The following is a 16,381-nucleotide window of genomic DNA, read 5'->3' on the forward strand; positions in this document are numbered from 1 at the left end:
TAGTGCGGGTGAGGTCGATTTTTCGTCGAAAAATCGGAACTCCAAATCTTCGCAGAAGATTTGGCCCGCGAGAGGCTTAGGCCAGCTCGACCGTTGCGCCAGCTGCTTCCAGCTTTGCTTTGATCTCGTCGGCTTCTGCTTTGGAAGCGCCTTCTTTGACCTTGCCGCCAGCTTCGACCAGATCCTTGGCTTCTTTCAGGCCAAGACCGGTGATGCCGCGAACTTCTTTGATCACGTTGATCTTCTGAGCGCCGGCATCCTTCAGGACGACGTCGAACTCGGTCTTTTCTTCAGCAGCTGCGCCGGCGTCGCCAGCAGGGCCTGCCATCATCACAGCGCCGCCAGCAGCGGGCTCGATGCCGTACTCATCCTTCAGGATGGTTTTCAGTTCTTGTGCTTCGAGAAGGGTCAGACCAACGATCTCTTCAGCCAGTTTTTTCAGATCAGCCATTTTATATGCTTTCCGTTTGCTTAATTGTGTTCCAACGTCAGGGCATTCAAGCCCCAAGGCAGTCGAGTTGCTTTATGCAGCTTTCTCTTCGATGGTCGAAAGAATGCTCGCGATGTTCGAAGCAGGCGCGCCAATGGCCCCGGCGATGTTGCTTGCAGGTGCCCCGATGCAACCCGCGATGGAAGCGATAAGCTCCTCGCGGCTTGGCATCCCGGCAACGGCTTTCACACCGGCTGGATCCAGAGCGGTCTCACCCATTGCACCACCCAGAATAACGAGCTTCTCGTTCTTCTTGGCATATGCATCAACCACTTTCGCCGCAGCGACAGGGTCTTCGGAATAGGCAAGGACCGTCATGCCCGTCAGGTATTCAGCAATAGAAGCGCTGGGTTTACCTTCAAGGGCGATCTTGGCGAGCTTGTTCTTGGCAACGCGCACGGAACCGCCTGCTTCACGCATGGAAGCGCGCAGATCCTGCATTTCGGCAACTGTCATACCCTCGTAGTGGGCAACCACTACGACGCCAGAGCTTTCAAAGATCTGGCCGAGTTCTTCGACCAGCTTCTCTTTTTGTGCTCTATCCACAGTTTTACTCCAAGTTTGGGGGTTTCCCCCCGGCTCAATTTTGCCCCCGGACTTCAGGGAGCGTTCGGGTCCGTTTCAGGGTCCCGAGGCCAATATCGCCCGAGGTCTAAACCCCGGAAATCTTGTTCTCGTTTCCCATCTCAGGAAGGAATTATGACAGGCGATTGCCTGTACCCTCCGTCTCGGACAGCACAGCGGCGATCGTTTGCCGCTGTGAAATGGCGCACCCCCGAAAGGCTGCGCCAAATGCGATTAGTTGCCGCTGGCAGAAGCGACGTCGACAGACACGCCCGGGCCCATGGTCGAGGTCAGGTTGACCTTCTTCATGTATGTGCCCTTTGCGCCGGCGGGACGTGCTTTTTGCACAGCGTCTACAAATGCCTTCAGGTTCTCCTCCAGCTGCTCTTGGCTAAAGGAAGCCTTGCCGATACCAGCGTGAACAACGCCGGCTTTTTCAGCGCGGAACTGGACCTGGCCGCCTTTGGCGTCCTTGACGGCAGTCGCGACATCAGGCGTCACTGTGCCGACGCGAGGGTTTGGCATCAGGTTGCGCGGGCCTAGGATCTTGCCCAGACGGCCAACGACGCCCATCATGTCAGGAGTCGCGATGCACCAATCAAAGTCGATCGTGCCGCCCTGAATGGTTTCCATCAGGTCTTCTGCACCGACGATGTCTGCACCGGCCGCTTTGGCTTCGTCAGCTTTGTCGCCACGCGCGAACACAGCAACGCGAACAGTCTTACCGGTGCCGTGTGGCAGCGTGACCGTGCCGCGGACCATCTGGTCAGCGTGGCGGGGGTCAACACCCAGAACCATTGCGATTTCGACTGTTTCGTCGAACTTTGCAGTTGCAGCGGCTTTCACCAGCGACACGGCCTCAGCGACCTTGACGTTTGCTTTGCCTTCGAATGCAGCCCGTGCGGCTACCGTACGTTTACCCAGCTTTGCCATTACTTCACCTCGATGCCCATGGACCGGGCAGAGCCCGCGATGATCAGCATGGCGCCCTCGACGGACGTCGCATTCAGATCTTTCATCTTTGCTTCGGCGATTTCACGCACCTGCTTGGCAGAGATCGAACCGGCAGTCGTGCGGCCCGGAAGCTTGGAACCAGAAGACAGCTTTGCAGCTTTCTTGATGTAATAGGACGCGGGCGGCGTCTTGATTTCCATCGAGAACGACTTGTCGGCGTAATACGTGATTACGGTCGGGCAAGGTGCGTCTTTTTCCATGTCTGCAGTCTTGGCGTTGAACGCCTTGCAGAATTCCATGATGTTGATGCCGCGCTGACCCAGTGCTGGGCCGACGGGCGGGCTTGGCTTTGCGTTGCCGGCCGGAACCTGCAACTTCAGCTGGCCTACTACTTTCTTGGCCATGAGGCCTCTCCTTCATTCAGCGGCGGATCAGATCCGCCCTACAAGTAGCCCCTAGGCGGGGCCAGTTTGCCGTGGTTCGCGAAACCGCTCCCACGTCCGAAACACGTCAGCCCTGCTTAGAGACCTGCGTGAATTCCAGTTCGACCGGGGTTGCCCGGCCAAAAATCGAAACCGTCACCTTAAGGCGCTGGTTTTCATCATCGACTTCCTCGACCAGACCATCGAAGTCCTCGAACGGACCGTCGTTGACCTTGACCTTTTCACCGATCTCGAAGTGGATCAGCGTACGCGGGCTTTCTTCGCCCTCTTGCACGCGGCCAAGGATGGCCTGCACTTCAGCATCGCGCATCGGGCTCGGGCGGCCTTGCGGGCCCAGGAATCCGGTGACGCGGTTGATCGAGTTGATCAGGTGGTAACCTTCATCCGACAGCTCCATGTGCACCAGCACGTAACCGGGCATAAAGCGACGCTCTGTCGTCACCTTCTTGTTCCGGCGAATTTCGATGACTTCTTCGGTCGGAACCAGAACCTCATCGATTTGATCTTCAAGGCCCTGCTCTGCAACCTTCTGACGGATAGTCTCTGCGATCTTTTTTTCGAAGTTCGACAGAACGCTAACCGAATACCAACGTTTCGCCATGTTCCTCGCACCTCGCAACGACGGTCAACACCCAAGGGGCAAGCCGCATAAATTCCAATTTTGTCAGCCGCTTGCGCCGCCTGTCCGGACAATAAATTTTGGCGTGCAACACGATTCGCCGCACGCCATCCGGGTAAGTTGTGGGCTATTACCGCCGAAGCCACCCGAATTCAAGGGGGCATAGGCAGTTTGTCGCCGCGGTCTCGGCCGTTAGCTACCGAAGTAGGTCAGAATGAATTGCAGACCTTGACGGATCACCAGATCGACGATGCTGAAGAATGTCGCCATCAGCGCGGCCATGATAAACACCATGACAGTGGTCAAAACCACCTCGCGGCGGGTCGGCCAGACGACCTTTGCGATTTCTGCGCGGGTCTCGTTGATGAACTTGACGGGATTCGTTGCCATGACAGCGTCCTTCGATTGACTGTGCGCAGATACGGGGTTTGGCGCGGCATTTCAACCCTGCCATCGCGACCTTATGGCCGCAACAGATCGACGCCAGCCATAGCCAAGATTTGATCAACCTGCGCAGTATAGAATTCGCGCGACAAGGCAAGCTCTTCGGCAGTGAATGCGTTAAAGGGCGGATGGTCCGGGCCGACAGGCCAGGTCTGGCGCGCCTCGACCGGATCAACCTTGCGTCCCGGTTCCGCGCCCAGAACCCGCGCAACAGCCGTGCGGGACAAGCCGCCATGAATGGCCTGCGGCAATGGCGCGACGGGAAGATCGCAACCACCCAGCATGCGGTGGCAGATTTGGTCGAAGACAGAAAGGTAATCCTCGTAGCACCAGATCGTCAGACGGTTGACACCGGGAGTTGCGCGCAGGCGTGTGATGACATCGACCCAGTCCACAGCCCCAAGCGGTTGCTGCTTCTTAAACTGGTCCGATGCGATGACATGCCCCGCCATCATAACCTGCCCATAGGCCGAGTTCAGAAATCCGGCGGGATCGCGGATCGCAAAGCACAGATCCACCCCCCGCTCGGGGGAGAGGACCGGAATCAGCATGCCCAACCGTTCACGCGCGCGCGGGTAGAGCGGCAGGCGCACGCGGCCCTGGCGGGTTTGCAGCACGCCAAGGAAGTTTTCCTCGCTGACGACAAAGCGTTTGGCCCGGCCAACCAGCTTGTCGCGCACCTGTGCCGGATCAGGGGCATGGCCGGTCACAGAGCGTTTGATCGGCAGGTCGAACAAGGCTTCCAGGCTTTGCCCGCCCCCGCGCAAATGCGGCGGCATCATCGTGCGAATGCCGCGCTGCCACAGCGGGATGCGTTGGGCGATCAGGGAATGTTGCAGGTGTGTCGTCGCCGTCTTGTGCGCACCAAGATGCAGCACAACAGTTGGCGCTGATGATGTGACTGACATTGGCTTCGCCCCCGACGGGAAAGATGGCGGAGGACTGGCAGGGGCACACGGGCTCGAACCGTGGGCCTACGGTTTTGGAGACCGTCGCTCTACCAACTGAGCTATACCCCTAAGGCCGCTGTCCGATTAGCCCGAACCGGGATCAGGATCAAGAGGCCATGCGCCCCTATCGTGCGAAAGCGTCAGAAAAACGCCGTCACCCCTATCAGGTCAGAGTGGAACATTCCCCCTGCCCCGCCCGTTGCACCCGCAAGCACATCATAAAAGGAGAAGACATCATGGCGATGAACACCCTCAAAGATATCTACCTCGACCAGTTGCAGGACCTGTGGAGCGCGAACACGCAGTCCCTGTCCGCGGTGACAGAGTTGGGTCGCGCCGCAACCGACAAAGAGCTGAGCGAAGCGCTGATTGCGGGCGGCAACGGCATCAGCGACGGCATCGCCGCGCTGGAAAAACTATGCGCCGACCATGGGATTGCGCCGAACGCCGAGCATTGCAAAGGCATGGAAGGGCTTGTGAAAGAGGCGCGTGCGCACGGTTTGTCAGATGACATTTCCGATCTGGACGTGCGCGACGCGGCGATCATTCCGCAGTATCAACGCATGGTCCATTATGCCCTGGCTGGCTACGGCACATTGGTTGCCTTTGCGAACCGCCTTGGTCTGGATGGCGACGCGGCCGTTTTGGAAAAGTGTCTAGACCAGACCTACGACGGCGACCGTCACATGACGGCGATCGCGACAAAAGGCGGCGTGAATAAAGACGCTGTCGCCTAACAGCTATTACATTTGCGGGTCAATCAGGCCACCCTTCGGGGTGGCCTTTTTATTAGCCCCCCACCAAGCAAAAAAGGCCGCCTCCTTTCGGAAGCGGCCTTCTTGGTCTTCAATGATCGACCGAGTGGGACATTCTCGTGGTTTGCAAGCAAGCCACTGCCATGTCCCACCCGTCACGTTTGGGCTGCGCCCAAGCCGTGACGTGCTTACTCGAGGATCTTGGACACGACGCCAGCGCCGACGGTACGGCCGCCTTCACGGATGGCGAAGCGCAGACCGTCTTCCATTGCGATCGGTGCGATCAGCTCGACGTTGAACTTCAGGTTGTCGCCGGGCATGACCATTTCCGTGCCCTCGGGCAGGATCACGGTGCCGGTCACGTCCGTTGTACGGAAGTAGAACTGCGGACGGTAGTTCGCGAAGAACGGTGTGTGACGACCGCCTTCTTCCTTGTTCAGGATGTAGGCCTCTGCCTCGAACTTGGTGTGCGGTGCAACCGACTTGGGCTTGCACAAAACCTGACCACGCTCAACGCCGTCACGGTCGATGCCGCGCAGCAGGATACCGACGTTGTCGCCAGCCTCACCGGAGTCCAGCAGCTTGCGGAACATCTCGACGCCCGTGCAAGTGGTGGTCTTGGTGTCGCGGATACCGACGATTTCAATGCTGTCGCCAACGTTGATCACGCCACGCTCGATACGGCCGGTCACAACAGTACCGCGGCCAGAGATCGAGAACACGTCCTCGATCGGCATCAGGAACGGCAGATCGACGGCACGTGCCGGTGTCGGGATGTATTCGTCAACAGCAGCCATCAGTGCCTTGATCGACTCTTCGCCGATTTCAGGCTGGGTGCCGTTCATGGCGTGCAGTGCGGAACCGCGGATGATCGGAATATCGTCGCCGGGGTACTCGTAAGAGGACAGCAGCTCGCGGATTTCCATTTCGACGAGCTCCAGCAGCTCTTCGTCGTCAACCTGGTCAACCTTGTTCATGTAGACGACCATGTAGGGGATACCCACCTGGCGGCCCAGCAGGATGTGCTCGCGCGTTTGCGGCATGGGGCCGTCTGCAGCGTTCACAACCAAGATCGCGCCGTCCATCTGGGCAGCACCGGTGATCATGTTCTTGACGTAGTCGGCGTGGCCGGGGCAGTCAACGTGAGCGTAGTGACGGGTCTCGGTCTCGTATTCCACGTGCGCGGTAGAGATGGTGATGCCGCGGGCCTTCTCTTCGGGGGCGCCGTCGATCTGGTCGTATGCGCGGAAGTCGCCGAAGTACTTGGTGATTGCCGCCGTCAGCGTCGTCTTGCCGTGGTCAACGTGACCGATGGTCCCGATGTTCACGTGCGGTTTGTTGCGTTCGAACTTTGCCTTAGCCATGATCGGCCCCCTTAATAAATGCGGGGCCGTCCTGACCCCGCTTGAAGCATCGCGGGCGATGTATGGCGGATCGCAGGGGAAATCAACCCGTCATATGCCAAGGCTGGCCCGCAAGCCAAAGCGGCCCGGTGATTTTTCACCGGGCCGCTGCATGATTGTCGCCAGAAAGAAACAAACAGTGCGGCTAACCTTGTTCGAAGCGATTGGATTTCGGGAAACCGTGCGGTGCCCGTTTACCGACGCCGCCGCGGGCCGCCTTCCATTCGGTCAGATCGGCTTCTGTGCGGGTCTTGCCACCGCCCATCGTCCAGGACAGGCCATCGGCCCAGGCAAAGGTGGTGACATCGCCCAACCCGCCGTCCAGTTCCAGCGTACCCTGCCGGCCAAAGACCTTTTTATACTTTTGCAGGCGCACACCTTTGCCGCGGCCCATTTCCGGCAGTTCATCCAGCGCAAAGACCAGGAAGCGGCCGTTTTCACTGACGACCGCCACGTGATCGCCCGTCACCGGGCGCACGACCTTGGCGACGCCTTCCTTGACGTTCAGCACCTGCTTGCCGGCGCGGGTTTGGGCGATGATGTCGTCTTCTGGCACGACGAAACCGTCACCTTCGGACGACGCGACAAGCAGGCGCCCGCCGGGGCGGTGGATCAGCAGGTCAACGATCTGCGCCTCGTTCGGCAAATCAACCATCAGGCGCAGCGGCTCTCCCATGCCGCGCCCGCCGGGCAAGGTGCTGGCCTGCACGGTATAGAACCGCCCGGTCGAGGCGAACACCAGCAGCCGATCCGTCGTTTCCGCGTGAAACGCGAATCGCGGACCATCGCCGTCCTTGAATTTCAACTCGCGGTCCAGCGGCACGTGGCCGGTCAAGGCACGAATCCAGCCCATTTGCGAGCAGACGACCGTAATCGGTTCTTTCGCGATCATGGCTTCCAACGGCACATCAGCAACTTCGCCGGCTTCGGCAAAGGTCGTGCGCCGCGCGCCGCCGATGCTGTCCTTACCGAACTGTTTGCGTGTCTCGCGCAGTTGTTCCGCGATACGCTTCCACTGCAGGCTTTCGTCATCCATCAGGTCCTCTAGACCTGCTCGCTCTTCCATCAGGGCGTCGCGTTCGGCAATTAGCTCCTTTTCCTCCAGACGGCGCAGGGACCGCAGTCGCATGTTCAGGATTGCCTCGACCTGCACTTCGGTCAGGCTGATCTCTGGATCGGCCCCGGCCACCATGGGCGAAACATAGCTTTTTTCATCCAGCGCGCGGACGTGATCCTTGGACCAGTCCTCGATCATCAACGCCTTTTTGGGATCGTCATCATAGCGGATGATGTCGATGACCCGATCAAGGTTAAGGAAGGCGATGATAAAGCCTTCGAGCACTTCGAGCCGGTGATCGATCTTTTCCAGACGGTATTGCGACCGGCGCAGCAGCACGTCCCGGCGGTGATCAAGGAAAGCGCGCAGCACTTCCTTGACGCTGCAGACCTTGGGCACAAGACCGTCGATCAGCACGTTCATGTTCAGGCTGAACCGGATTTCCAGATCGGAGTTGCGGAACAACATGCCCATCATCATGTCCGGTTCAACCGTCTTTGCGCGGGGTTCCAGCACGATGCGGATATCGTCGGCGGATTCGTCGCGCACATCGGCCAGCAGCGGGACCTTTTTGGTTTGCACAATTTCGGCCAGCTTTTCGATCAGCCGGGATTTGGGCACCTGATAGGGGATTTCGGTTATGACAACCTGCCATTGACCGCGGCCCAGATCCTCTACCTCGTATCTTGCGCGCAAACGGATGCTGCCGCGCCCGGTGCGATAGGCGTCGGCAATCGCCTGTGGCTTTTCAACGATAACACCGCCGGTCGGAAAGTCGGGACCGGGAATGTATTGCATCAAGGTATCGTCGCCGGCGTTCGGCGATTTGATCAGATGCAGACAGGCGTCGATCAATTCGTGCAGATTATGAGGCGGAATATTCGTCGCCATGCCGACGGCGATACCGCTAGATCCGTTGGCCAGCAGATTTGGAAAGGCGGCCGGAAAGACGACGGGCTCTTCCAGTGTGCCATCATAGTTCGGGCGATAATCGACGGCGTTCTCGTTCAACCCTTCCATCAGGGCTTCGGCAGCGGCGGTCATCCGCGCTTCGGTATAACGGGCAGCAGCGGGGTTATCCCCGTCGATGTTGCCAAAGTTGCCCTGACCATCAACCAGCGGGTAGCGGACGTTGAAGTCCTGCGCCAAACGCGCCATCGCGTCATAAATCGCGGCATCGCCGTGCGGGTGGTAGTTACCCATCACGTCGCCTGAAATCTTGGCCGACTTACGGAAGCCCCCGTTTGACGCCAGCTTCAATTCCCGCATCGCATAGAGGATTCGGCGGTGCACAGGTTTCAGACCGTCGCGCGCATCGGGCAGCGCACGGTTCATGATCGTCGATAACGCGTAGGTCAGATACCGCTCGCCAATCGCGTGGCGCAGCGTTTCGGTTACGTCGTTCGGGTTTGGGCTGTCGTCGATTTTATCGCTCATGACCGGCAGACTTAGCGAAGCGCCAGATCATCGTAAAGACGGCAGTGGGGCCGTGGGGCGGGAAATTCCCCGCATGCGGAACCGGGAATCACGTTAAGGTGTTCACATTCGGGCTGCAGCGGCCTATCGCATCACGTCTTGGGAAGGGCTTCGTCATGGGCAAATTCATCATCGGAACCTTTGTGATCCTTGCCTGGGCTTTTTACGCCATGTCAGGCGGCGCATCATTTGAACCCGAAACGCGCCTTGCAAAAGCGCCGCCCCCCGCATCAGAGGCATCCGCACCGGTAGAGGTGCCCGTGACCACCCTCGCCGCCCCTGTGCCGGTGCCCACGCCGCCCGTCCCCGCGCCAGAGGCGGAGCTTGTCGAAGCTGCAACGCAGGTCGCTGCGACCTTTGATGGTGCCACGGCAGAGGTTACAGGCATCACCCCCGAATTTACGTCGCTGGCTGCACCTGCACCGGCTGACGTCGCCAGCCCGGACCTTGGATCGCTGCGGCTTGTCGATGCGCGGGCCGTGAACATGCGCGCAGGGCCCGATACCAGCTTTGATGTGCTCGACACTTTGCCGCGCGGCACCCAGACCGAAGTTGTCGAAAACGACGGCAACGGCTGGGTACGGGTCCGTGTCATCAATACGGGTCAGATGGGCTGGATGGCCGAACGCCTTTTGACGCCAAGCTAAATCGCTTGCGCCCCCGCGCCGCGCGGATCAAACAAGGCGCATGACACAGCGCACCGTTTTGATCACAGGATGTTCGTCCGGTATCGGATATGATGCGGCCCACGGGCTGCGGGATGCCGGGTGGCGCGTTTTCGCGTCATGCCGAAAGGCAAGTGACTGCGAAAGGTTGCGCAGCGAAGGTTTCGATAGCCCGTTGATCGATTATGCCGACACGGACAGCATTGCCGCCGGGCTTGCGCAGGTACTGGCCGCGACGGGTGGCACGCTTGATGCGCTTTACAACAATGGTGCCTTTGCCTGCCCCGGCGCGGTCGAAGATCTTCCGCGCGGCGGGCTAGAAGCGATTTTCCAGACAAATGTGTTTGGCGTCCATGACCTGACCTGCCGGGTGATTCCCGTGATGCGCGCGCAGGGCCATGGCCGCATCGTGAACTGTTCGTCCGTTCTGGGACTGGTCGCCTATAAATGGCGCGGGGCCTATGTGGCAACAAAGTTCGCGCTGGAAGGGCTGACCGACGTGCTGCGGCTGGAAATGCGGGACACCCCGATCAAGGTGATCCTGCTGGAACCCGGCCCTATTGCATCCCGCATCCGCGAAAATGCCATTCCGCATTTCGAGCGTTGGTTCACGCCGGAAACCTCTGCCCGTGCGGCGCAATATCCCGAACTGACCAAGCGGCTGTACGAAGGCGGGGACGACAAATTCCAGCTACCTGCCAGTGCGGTGACCGCAAAACTGCGCCATGCGCTGGAACATCCGCGGCCAAAGGCGCGCTATTTCATCACGACTCCGACCTATCTTGCGGCTATCATGCGGCGCTTGCTGCCCGTTTGGGCGCAGGATGCGCTGATTTCACGCAACTAGCCGATCTGGCCTTTGCGCCCTGCGGTGCTATGTCGGATGCAACACCAACCGGGGGACTTATGGCCGACGATCCACTTTTCATTCTGGTCGCAGTTGCCTGCCTTGCCGTTCTGGCCGTGCTGGTCCTTGGCATCGGCAGTTTCGGCAAAGGCGGCGAATACAATCGCAAGAACGCGAACAAGATCATGCGTTGGCGGGTCGGGCTGCAGGCCGTCGCGATCGCGATGATCCTTTTGTTCGTCTATCTTCGAGGGCACTAAAAAATGGTCGTACTGAACAAGATTTACACGCGCACAGGCGATGCGGGCGAAACCGCCCTTGGCAATGGCAACCGGGTCAAGAAATACGACGACCGGGTCAATACCTACGGCACCGTCGATGAAACCAACGCCACCGTCGGCATGGCGCGGATCTATGCGGTTGGCGATATGGATGACCAGCTTGCGATGATTCAAAACGATCTGTTCGATCTGGGCGCGGATCTGTGCCGCCCTGACATGGCGAATGACGCAAGCGCCGAATACCCGCCCCTGCGAATTTCCGATGCGCAGGTTGATCGGTTGGAACAGCAGATCGACGCCATGACCCAGGCGGTAGAGCCGCTGCGCAGCTTCGTTCTGCCCGGCGGGACAGCTTTGGCGGCGCATCTGCATCTGTGCCGCACCGTAAGCCGCAGGGCTGAACGGTTGTGCGTGGCCTTGGCCACCGAAGAAGACGTGAACCCTGCCGCGCTGAAATATCTGAACCGGCTGTCCGATTGGTTCTTTCAGGCCAGCCGGATTGCGAACGATGATGGCAGATCCGACGTGCTTTGGGTGCCGGGCGCAAACCGCTGACGCGCCCGCCCTACGTTGACGTGCACGTCAGGACGCTGCGTCGAAGCCGTTTTGCCCTGTTGCCTTTCGGGCGCGGTTGATGTCTCAAAAGGCAAGATTTGTAAAAGATGGGAGTGATACGCGATGAAGGTATTGGTGCCGGTCAAACGCGTGATCGACTATAACGTGAAGGTTCGCGTCAAAGCGGACGGTTCGGGTGTCGATCTGGCCAACGTAAAAATGTCGATGAACCCTTTTGACGAAATCGCCGTCGAAGAGGCGATCCGCCTGCGTGAAGCAGGTAAAGTCGAAGAAGTCGTCGCCGTGTCTATTGGCGTGAAGCAGGCGCAGGAAACACTGCGCACCGCTTTGGCCATGGGCGCAGACCGTGCGATTCTGGTCGTGGCGGCGGACGATGTGCATACGGACATTGAACCGCTGGCCGTCGCAAAGATCCTTAAAGCGATCGTTGACGATGAACAGCCGGGCTTGGTGCTGTGCGGCAAGCAGGCGATTGACAACGACATGAACGCCACCGGCCAGATGTTGGCGGCGCTGATGGGCTGGTCGCAGGCCACCTTTGCATCCGAAGTCGGCATTGACGGCGATCATGCGACAGTCACACGCGAAGTCGACGGCGGCCTGCAGACCATCAAGGTCAAGATGCCGACTGTCGTGACGGTCGATCTGCGCCTGAACGAGCCGCGCTATGCGTCGCTGCCGAACATCATGAAGGCCAAGAAAAAGCCGCTGGATGAAAAGACGCCTGCTGATTACGGCGTTGACGTCAGCCCGCGCCTGACCGTGGTAAAGACAAGCGAACCTGCGACACGCTCTGCCGGGATCATTGTGAAATCCGTTGACGAACTTGTTGCGAAACTTAAAGAAGCGGGGGCTGTGTAATGGCTGTTCTTCTGATTGGTGAAGTAACCGACGGCGCGCTGAACGCCGATGCCACCGGCAAGGCCGTTGCCGCTGTAAAATCGCTTGGCGATGTGACGGTCCTGTGTGCGGGTGCCTCTGCATCGGCAGCAGCAGCCGAAGCGGCCAAGATTGACGGCGTGGCAAAGGTGCTTTGCGCCGAAGATGCCGCGCTTGGGCATCGTCTGGCCGAACCGACAGCCGACCTGATTGTCAAGCTGGCTGGCGACTATAGCCACATCGCGGCACCCGGCACGACAGACGCCAAGAACATCATGCCCCGCGTTGCGGCCCTGTTGGATTGCCAGATCATTTCCGAAGTGACGGCCATCGTGGACGCGGATACGTTCGAGCGTCCGATCTACGCAGGCAACGCCATTCAGACGGTGAAATCGGCTGACGCAACCAAGGTCCTGACGGTGCGGACGGCAGCATTCGATGCGGCTGGCATGGGCGGTTCCGCAGCGGTCGAAACCATCGACGCGGCCGGCAATCCGAACTTGTCCGAATGGATTGAAGACAAGGTCGCAGCCTCTGACCGGCCGGAACTGACATCGGCGGGTATCGTTGTGTCGGGCGGCCGTGGACTTGGGTCCGAGGAAAGCTTTGCCATGATCGAAAAGCTGGCGGACAAGCTGGGTGCTGCTGTCGGTGCATCCCGCGCCGCCGTCGATTCGGGCTATGCACCGAACGATTGGCAGGTTGGTCAGACCGGTAAGGTCGTCGCGCCAGAACTGTATGTCGCTGTCGGCATTTCCGGCGCAATCCAGCATTTGGCCGGTATGAAGGACAGCAAGATCATCGTCGCAATCAACAAGGACGAAGAAGCACCTATATTCCAAGTGGCTGACTATGGCCTTGTCGCCGACCTGTTCGACGCGGTGCCGGAACTGACCGACAAACTGTAAGCACAAACTGATCTGATCAGAAAAGGCGCGCTGTTCCAGTGCGCCTTTTTTGTTGCGCTACACGGCGTGGTGCAGGAATTCGCGCAGCGCAGGGACAAGCTTTGCTGCGGCTTCCTGATGGCTGCCAATGCTCATCATTTCCGACGCGGCCTTTGCCTGAGCGGGGGAAAAATACATTCCTTTTGTGCCCATTGCCAAAGCAACCGGACTCGGCTGCGCTTCGATCACGTCCAAAACCTGCGGGCGAAGCTGATCAATCATGCTGGCGGAAATGAACAGGGGGTCGGCGGAAAGTTTCCCGGGCCGCGTATCCCAAGGGGCATCGGACAACGGCTCTTTTGAGAACCAGAGCAAGATGCTGCGCGGTCCGATCTGGTTCAGCATGTTGCGCATCCGCGCGACCCAGGCCTCTCTCAGCTCTGACACGACGATATCGAAACGTTCGGGGGATTTTGCGTAAAGAGTGGTCAGCATGTGGCGGGTGAACGTGAAATCGGCAAAATCCACGTCAGAGTAGATGGCCTGCATCACGGTCGATGCGCGCAAAAAGCGGTCATTTCTGCGGGGGTGCACGGAATAGAACCGGTTCGAAAGATAATTCGCCCCCATGACCTGAACGACAGTGACTTTCGCATCGTGACAGGTGGCCATGATCGTCGGGTCGTTCACAAACGCATCAACACCCCCATTCACACAGCCCAGATTGACACAGGTTTGTCCAATTTCACGTTCCACCAAAGAGGCAAGCGGTCGATCAATGAATTTGCCAAACGTTTCCGTCCCGCCAATAAACGCAACGTAAGGTGTATCCAGCCGCCGTTTTGGGCCGCGGAAAAAAATGCGGGATAGCCCATAGCGACAAGGGGCATAGTGCAGTCCGGCACTATCGATTTCATCATGCTTCATACGCTTCACCACAGATCGTTTCGTCATCTTTGGATTGCAGATTCGCGGATTTGGATTTCGAATTCGCTAAGTTAGGGATTTGAGCCGAATTTTAATTATGACGGGCGCTTGATGGTCCTATGCACGGCGGCCTATGCTGCCGCACGTCAGGCAAAGGATCACAGACATGGCAATTGAACGCGTTGGTATCGTGGGGGCCGGCCAGATGGGCAACGGCATCGCACATGTCTTTGCAGTTGCAGGATATGATGTGCTTTTGACGGATGTCAGTCAGGACGCGCTGGACCGTGCTGTCGCCTTGATCGATCGTAATCTGACGCGCCAAGTGACCAAGGATCTGATTGACGAACCGGCGAAAACGGCAGCGATGAAACGCATTGTAACGACGGCGACCCTGACCGACCTTGGCCAGACGGATCTGATCATCGAAGCCGCGACAGAACGTGAAACGATCAAACAGGCCATTTTCGAAGACCTGATTCCCCACCTGAAACAAGACACGATTCTGACGTCAAATACCTCTTCCATCTCGATCACGCGTCTTGCGTCCCGCACCGACCGGCCGGAACGGTTCATGGGCTTTCACTTTATGAACCCGGTTCCGATCATGCAGCTGGTGGAATTGATTCGCGGCATCGCGACGGACGAACAGACCTTTCGAACCTGCGAGGCCGTCGTCGCGCGGCTGGGCAAAACCTCGACCGCATCAGAAGATTTTCCCGCCTTCATCGTCAACCGCATTCTAATGCCGATGATTAACGAGGCAATCTATACGCTGTATGAAGGTGTGGGATCGGTGCAGTCGATTGATACATCGTTGAAACTGGGCGCAAATCATCCGATGGGGCCGCTGGAACTGGCTGATTTCATCGGTCTTGATACCTGCCTGGCCATCATGAACGTTCTGCATGACGGTCTGGCTGACACGAAATACCGCCCCTGCCCCTTGCTGACCAAATACGTAGAGGCAGGCTGGCTTGGCCGCAAATCGCAGCGCGGTTTTTACGATTACCGCGGCGACACCCCCGTGCCGACACGCTGACCCAAAGCCAGCGTGTCGGTGCGAAGCCACGCCATCAATCCGCGTGGGTCGGACATCCGCTCTCTTATGTCGTCATAGGGAATTGCCGTTCCGATGACGGGCGCAAAATCCGTGTTTCGGGTGCGTGCGACTTCGTGCAGCAAAAGGCTTTGGCGTAGCAGCGGTGAAATCCGGTTCGCAATCTGATAGGCGCGCGAATTGGCCCCGGGGAAAAAGCAAGGCACGACCGTCGCGCCGGACATGCGGATCAACTTCGCGGTAAAGACATTCCATTCCGCTTCTTTCGCTGGGGCAAAGGCACGCGGCGCGGAAGCGACAACGCCGGACGGAAACAATGCAATCAATCCGTTCTGTGACAGATGATCCATCGCCTGCCGGCGCATTTCGATCATCCTGGCCTGCGCATCCGGCTGGTGTGGGAACGGCACTGAAATCATGTACCGCGTCGCCTCCTCGTCCAAGGAGGTCAGCAGAGAACGACTAAGTATGCGATAATCCGACCGCCGCTTGCCGATCAGTTCTGCCAGCACCATGCCGTCAACCATGCCATGGGGGTGGTTCGCGACAAGGACAACAGGCCCCGTTTTAGGGATATTGGCAATCTGTTCGACCGGCGTCGTGACGCGAATGCCCTGCGCGGCCAATGTCGCAGACCAGAACGCCTGTCCCTTGGCCGGACCTGCCCGTTCATAAGCCCGCACCATGCGTATGACAGTCGCCTTTCCCGTCAGCCATTCCACTGTCCGGATAAACCCCTGACGAAATGGGCCGTCAAAGGACGACGCATAGCTGAGGGTCCGCCTGTCATAGACGACCGGGCTTGGTTTTGGCGCGGTCGCCGCGCTGCCTGCTTTAACCGCCTTCGCCGAATTTGTCATCGATCAGCGCCGTTATTGCATCTGACAAAGCTTGCGCGTCGGGCCCGCGCGTGTCCACGTCAATCCAGCTGCCGACAGTTGCGGCCAGCATCAGCAATCCCATGATGCTGTCACCGCCCGCCTGCATACCGTCCTTGCTGACGGTCGCTGTGGCATCAAACGCCTCGACGACTTCGACCAATTTTGCCGAAGCGCGGGCATGCAGCCCTTTGACGTTCTGAATCTTGAGGCGCGTTTGAGCCAT

The 16,381-nt window shown here is 58.8% G+C and carries 20 protein-coding genes and 1 tRNA gene; 8 read left to right on the forward strand and 13 right to left on the reverse strand.

Going from position 1 to position 16,381, the window contains the following annotated elements:
• Positions 1-76 precede the first annotated feature (76 nt).
• From rplL to SJY10_RS15595, 8 genes are all read right to left on the reverse strand, one after another.
• Positions 77-451, reverse strand: a complete 375-nt coding sequence (rplL, locus tag SJY10_RS15560) for a 50S ribosomal protein L7/L12 (RefSeq protein WP_386684285.1) — start codon at positions 449-451, stop codon at positions 77-79.
• 72 nt (positions 452-523) lie between these two features.
• Complete coding sequence (gene rplJ, locus SJY10_RS15565; RefSeq protein WP_386684287.1) at positions 524-1,036, reverse strand: 50S ribosomal protein L10; 513 nt, start codon at positions 1,034-1,036, stop codon at positions 524-526.
• Positions 1,037-1,288: 252 nt separating this feature from the next.
• The gene (rplA, locus tag SJY10_RS15570; protein ID WP_386684288.1) at positions 1,289-1,987 is read right to left on the reverse strand and encodes a 50S ribosomal protein L1; all 699 of its coding nucleotides are present in this window, start codon (positions 1,985-1,987) and stop codon (positions 1,289-1,291) included.
• Positions 1,987-2,412: a 50S ribosomal protein L11 gene (gene rplK, locus SJY10_RS15575; RefSeq protein ID WP_386684290.1), complete on the reverse strand. Its 426-nt coding sequence runs from the start codon at positions 2,410-2,412 to the stop codon at positions 1,987-1,989. Before rplK ends, rplA begins: the two co-directional genes overlap by 1 nt.
• Before the next feature lie 106 nt (positions 2,413-2,518).
• Positions 2,519-3,052 (reverse strand): transcription termination/antitermination protein NusG, encoded by a 534-nt coding sequence (nusG, locus tag SJY10_RS15580; protein ID WP_386684292.1) that lies wholly within the window; start codon positions 3,050-3,052, stop codon positions 2,519-2,521.
• Positions 3,053-3,262: 210 nt separating this feature from the next.
• Positions 3,263-3,460: a preprotein translocase subunit SecE gene (gene secE / locus SJY10_RS15585; RefSeq protein ID WP_386684294.1), complete on the reverse strand. Its 198-nt coding sequence runs from the start codon at positions 3,458-3,460 to the stop codon at positions 3,263-3,265.
• A gap of 71 nt (positions 3,461-3,531) precedes the next feature.
• The gene (locus tag SJY10_RS15590; RefSeq protein WP_386684296.1) at positions 3,532-4,422 is read right to left on the reverse strand and encodes a hypothetical protein; all 891 of its coding nucleotides are present in this window, start codon (positions 4,420-4,422) and stop codon (positions 3,532-3,534) included.
• Positions 4,423-4,457: 35 nt separating this feature from the next.
• Positions 4,458-4,533 (reverse strand) — tRNA-Trp (locus SJY10_RS15595).
• A gap of 167 nt (positions 4,534-4,700) precedes the next feature.
• Here SJY10_RS15595 and SJY10_RS15600 point away from each other — a divergent pair.
• Positions 4,701-5,201 (forward strand): ferritin-like domain-containing protein, encoded by a 501-nt coding sequence (locus tag SJY10_RS15600; protein WP_386684298.1) that lies wholly within the window; start codon positions 4,701-4,703, stop codon positions 5,199-5,201.
• Between the two features lie 206 nt (positions 5,202-5,407).
• Here SJY10_RS15600 and tuf read toward each other — a convergent pair whose 3' ends face one another.
• Together tuf and SJY10_RS15610 are read right to left on the reverse strand one after the other, a co-directional pair.
• Entirely contained in the window at positions 5,408-6,583 is a 1,176-nt protein-coding gene (gene tuf, locus SJY10_RS15605; protein ID WP_386684272.1) for an elongation factor Tu, read from the reverse strand.
• Positions 6,584-6,767: 184 nt separating this feature from the next.
• Entirely contained in the window at positions 6,768-9,116 is a 2,349-nt protein-coding gene (locus SJY10_RS15610) for a DNA topoisomerase IV subunit A (RefSeq protein WP_386684300.1), read from the reverse strand.
• Between the two features lie 155 nt (positions 9,117-9,271).
• Between SJY10_RS15610 and SJY10_RS15615 the strand changes: the two genes are divergently transcribed.
• From SJY10_RS15615 to SJY10_RS15640, 6 genes are all read left to right on the forward strand, one after another.
• Complete coding sequence (locus tag SJY10_RS15615; protein WP_386684302.1) at positions 9,272-9,802, forward strand: SH3 domain-containing protein; 531 nt, start codon at positions 9,272-9,274, stop codon at positions 9,800-9,802.
• 40 nt (positions 9,803-9,842) lie between these two features.
• On the forward strand, positions 9,843-10,667 hold the full coding sequence (locus SJY10_RS15620) for an SDR family NAD(P)-dependent oxidoreductase (protein WP_386684304.1): 825 nt from the start codon (positions 9,843-9,845) through the stop codon (positions 10,665-10,667).
• A 59-nt stretch (positions 10,668-10,726) separates the two neighbouring features.
• Positions 10,727-10,927 (forward strand): twin transmembrane helix small protein, encoded by a 201-nt coding sequence (locus tag SJY10_RS15625; protein ID WP_386684306.1) that lies wholly within the window; start codon positions 10,727-10,729, stop codon positions 10,925-10,927.
• Between the two features lie 3 nt (positions 10,928-10,930).
• Positions 10,931-11,503, forward strand: coding sequence for a cob(I)yrinic acid a,c-diamide adenosyltransferase (locus tag SJY10_RS15630; protein WP_386684308.1), 573 nt, complete (start codon positions 10,931-10,933; stop codon positions 11,501-11,503).
• A gap of 123 nt (positions 11,504-11,626) precedes the next feature.
• Entirely contained in the window at positions 11,627-12,385 is a 759-nt protein-coding gene (locus SJY10_RS15635; protein ID WP_386684310.1) for an electron transfer flavoprotein subunit beta/FixA family protein, read from the forward strand.
• The gene (locus SJY10_RS15640) at positions 12,385-13,311 is read left to right on the forward strand and encodes an electron transfer flavoprotein subunit alpha/FixB family protein (protein ID WP_386684312.1); all 927 of its coding nucleotides are present in this window, start codon (positions 12,385-12,387) and stop codon (positions 13,309-13,311) included. Before SJY10_RS15635 ends, SJY10_RS15640 begins: the two co-directional genes overlap by 1 nt.
• Positions 13,312-13,368: 57 nt before the next feature.
• Here the strand turns inward: SJY10_RS15640 and SJY10_RS15645 are convergent, their stop codons facing one another.
• Positions 13,369-14,217: a DUF6473 family protein gene (locus SJY10_RS15645; RefSeq protein WP_386684728.1), complete on the reverse strand. Its 849-nt coding sequence runs from the start codon at positions 14,215-14,217 to the stop codon at positions 13,369-13,371.
• Positions 14,218-14,383: 166 nt separating this feature from the next.
• On the opposite strand from SJY10_RS15645, the gene SJY10_RS15650 reads away from it, so the two are divergent.
• Positions 14,384-15,259: a 3-hydroxybutyryl-CoA dehydrogenase gene (locus SJY10_RS15650; RefSeq protein WP_386684314.1), complete on the forward strand. Its 876-nt coding sequence runs from the start codon at positions 14,384-14,386 to the stop codon at positions 15,257-15,259.
• Here the strand turns inward: SJY10_RS15650 and SJY10_RS15655 are convergent.
• Together SJY10_RS15655 and SJY10_RS15660 are read right to left on the reverse strand one after the other, a co-directional pair.
• The gene (locus SJY10_RS15655; protein ID WP_386684316.1) at positions 15,226-16,137 is read right to left on the reverse strand and encodes a lysophospholipid acyltransferase family protein; all 912 of its coding nucleotides are present in this window, start codon (positions 16,135-16,137) and stop codon (positions 15,226-15,228) included. The two genes, SJY10_RS15650 and SJY10_RS15655, sit on opposite strands and share 34 nt — an antisense overlap.
• Positions 16,112-16,381 (reverse strand): HPr family phosphocarrier protein, encoded by a 270-nt coding sequence (locus tag SJY10_RS15660; RefSeq protein ID WP_386684318.1) that lies wholly within the window; start codon positions 16,379-16,381, stop codon positions 16,112-16,114. The genes SJY10_RS15655 and SJY10_RS15660 overlap by 26 nt, the downstream gene beginning before the upstream one ends.

Origin of the sequence: Loktanella sp. R86503, from assembly GCF_042466455.1 — a bacterium.
GTDB lineage: Bacteria > Pseudomonadota > Alphaproteobacteria > Rhodobacterales > Rhodobacteraceae > Loktanella.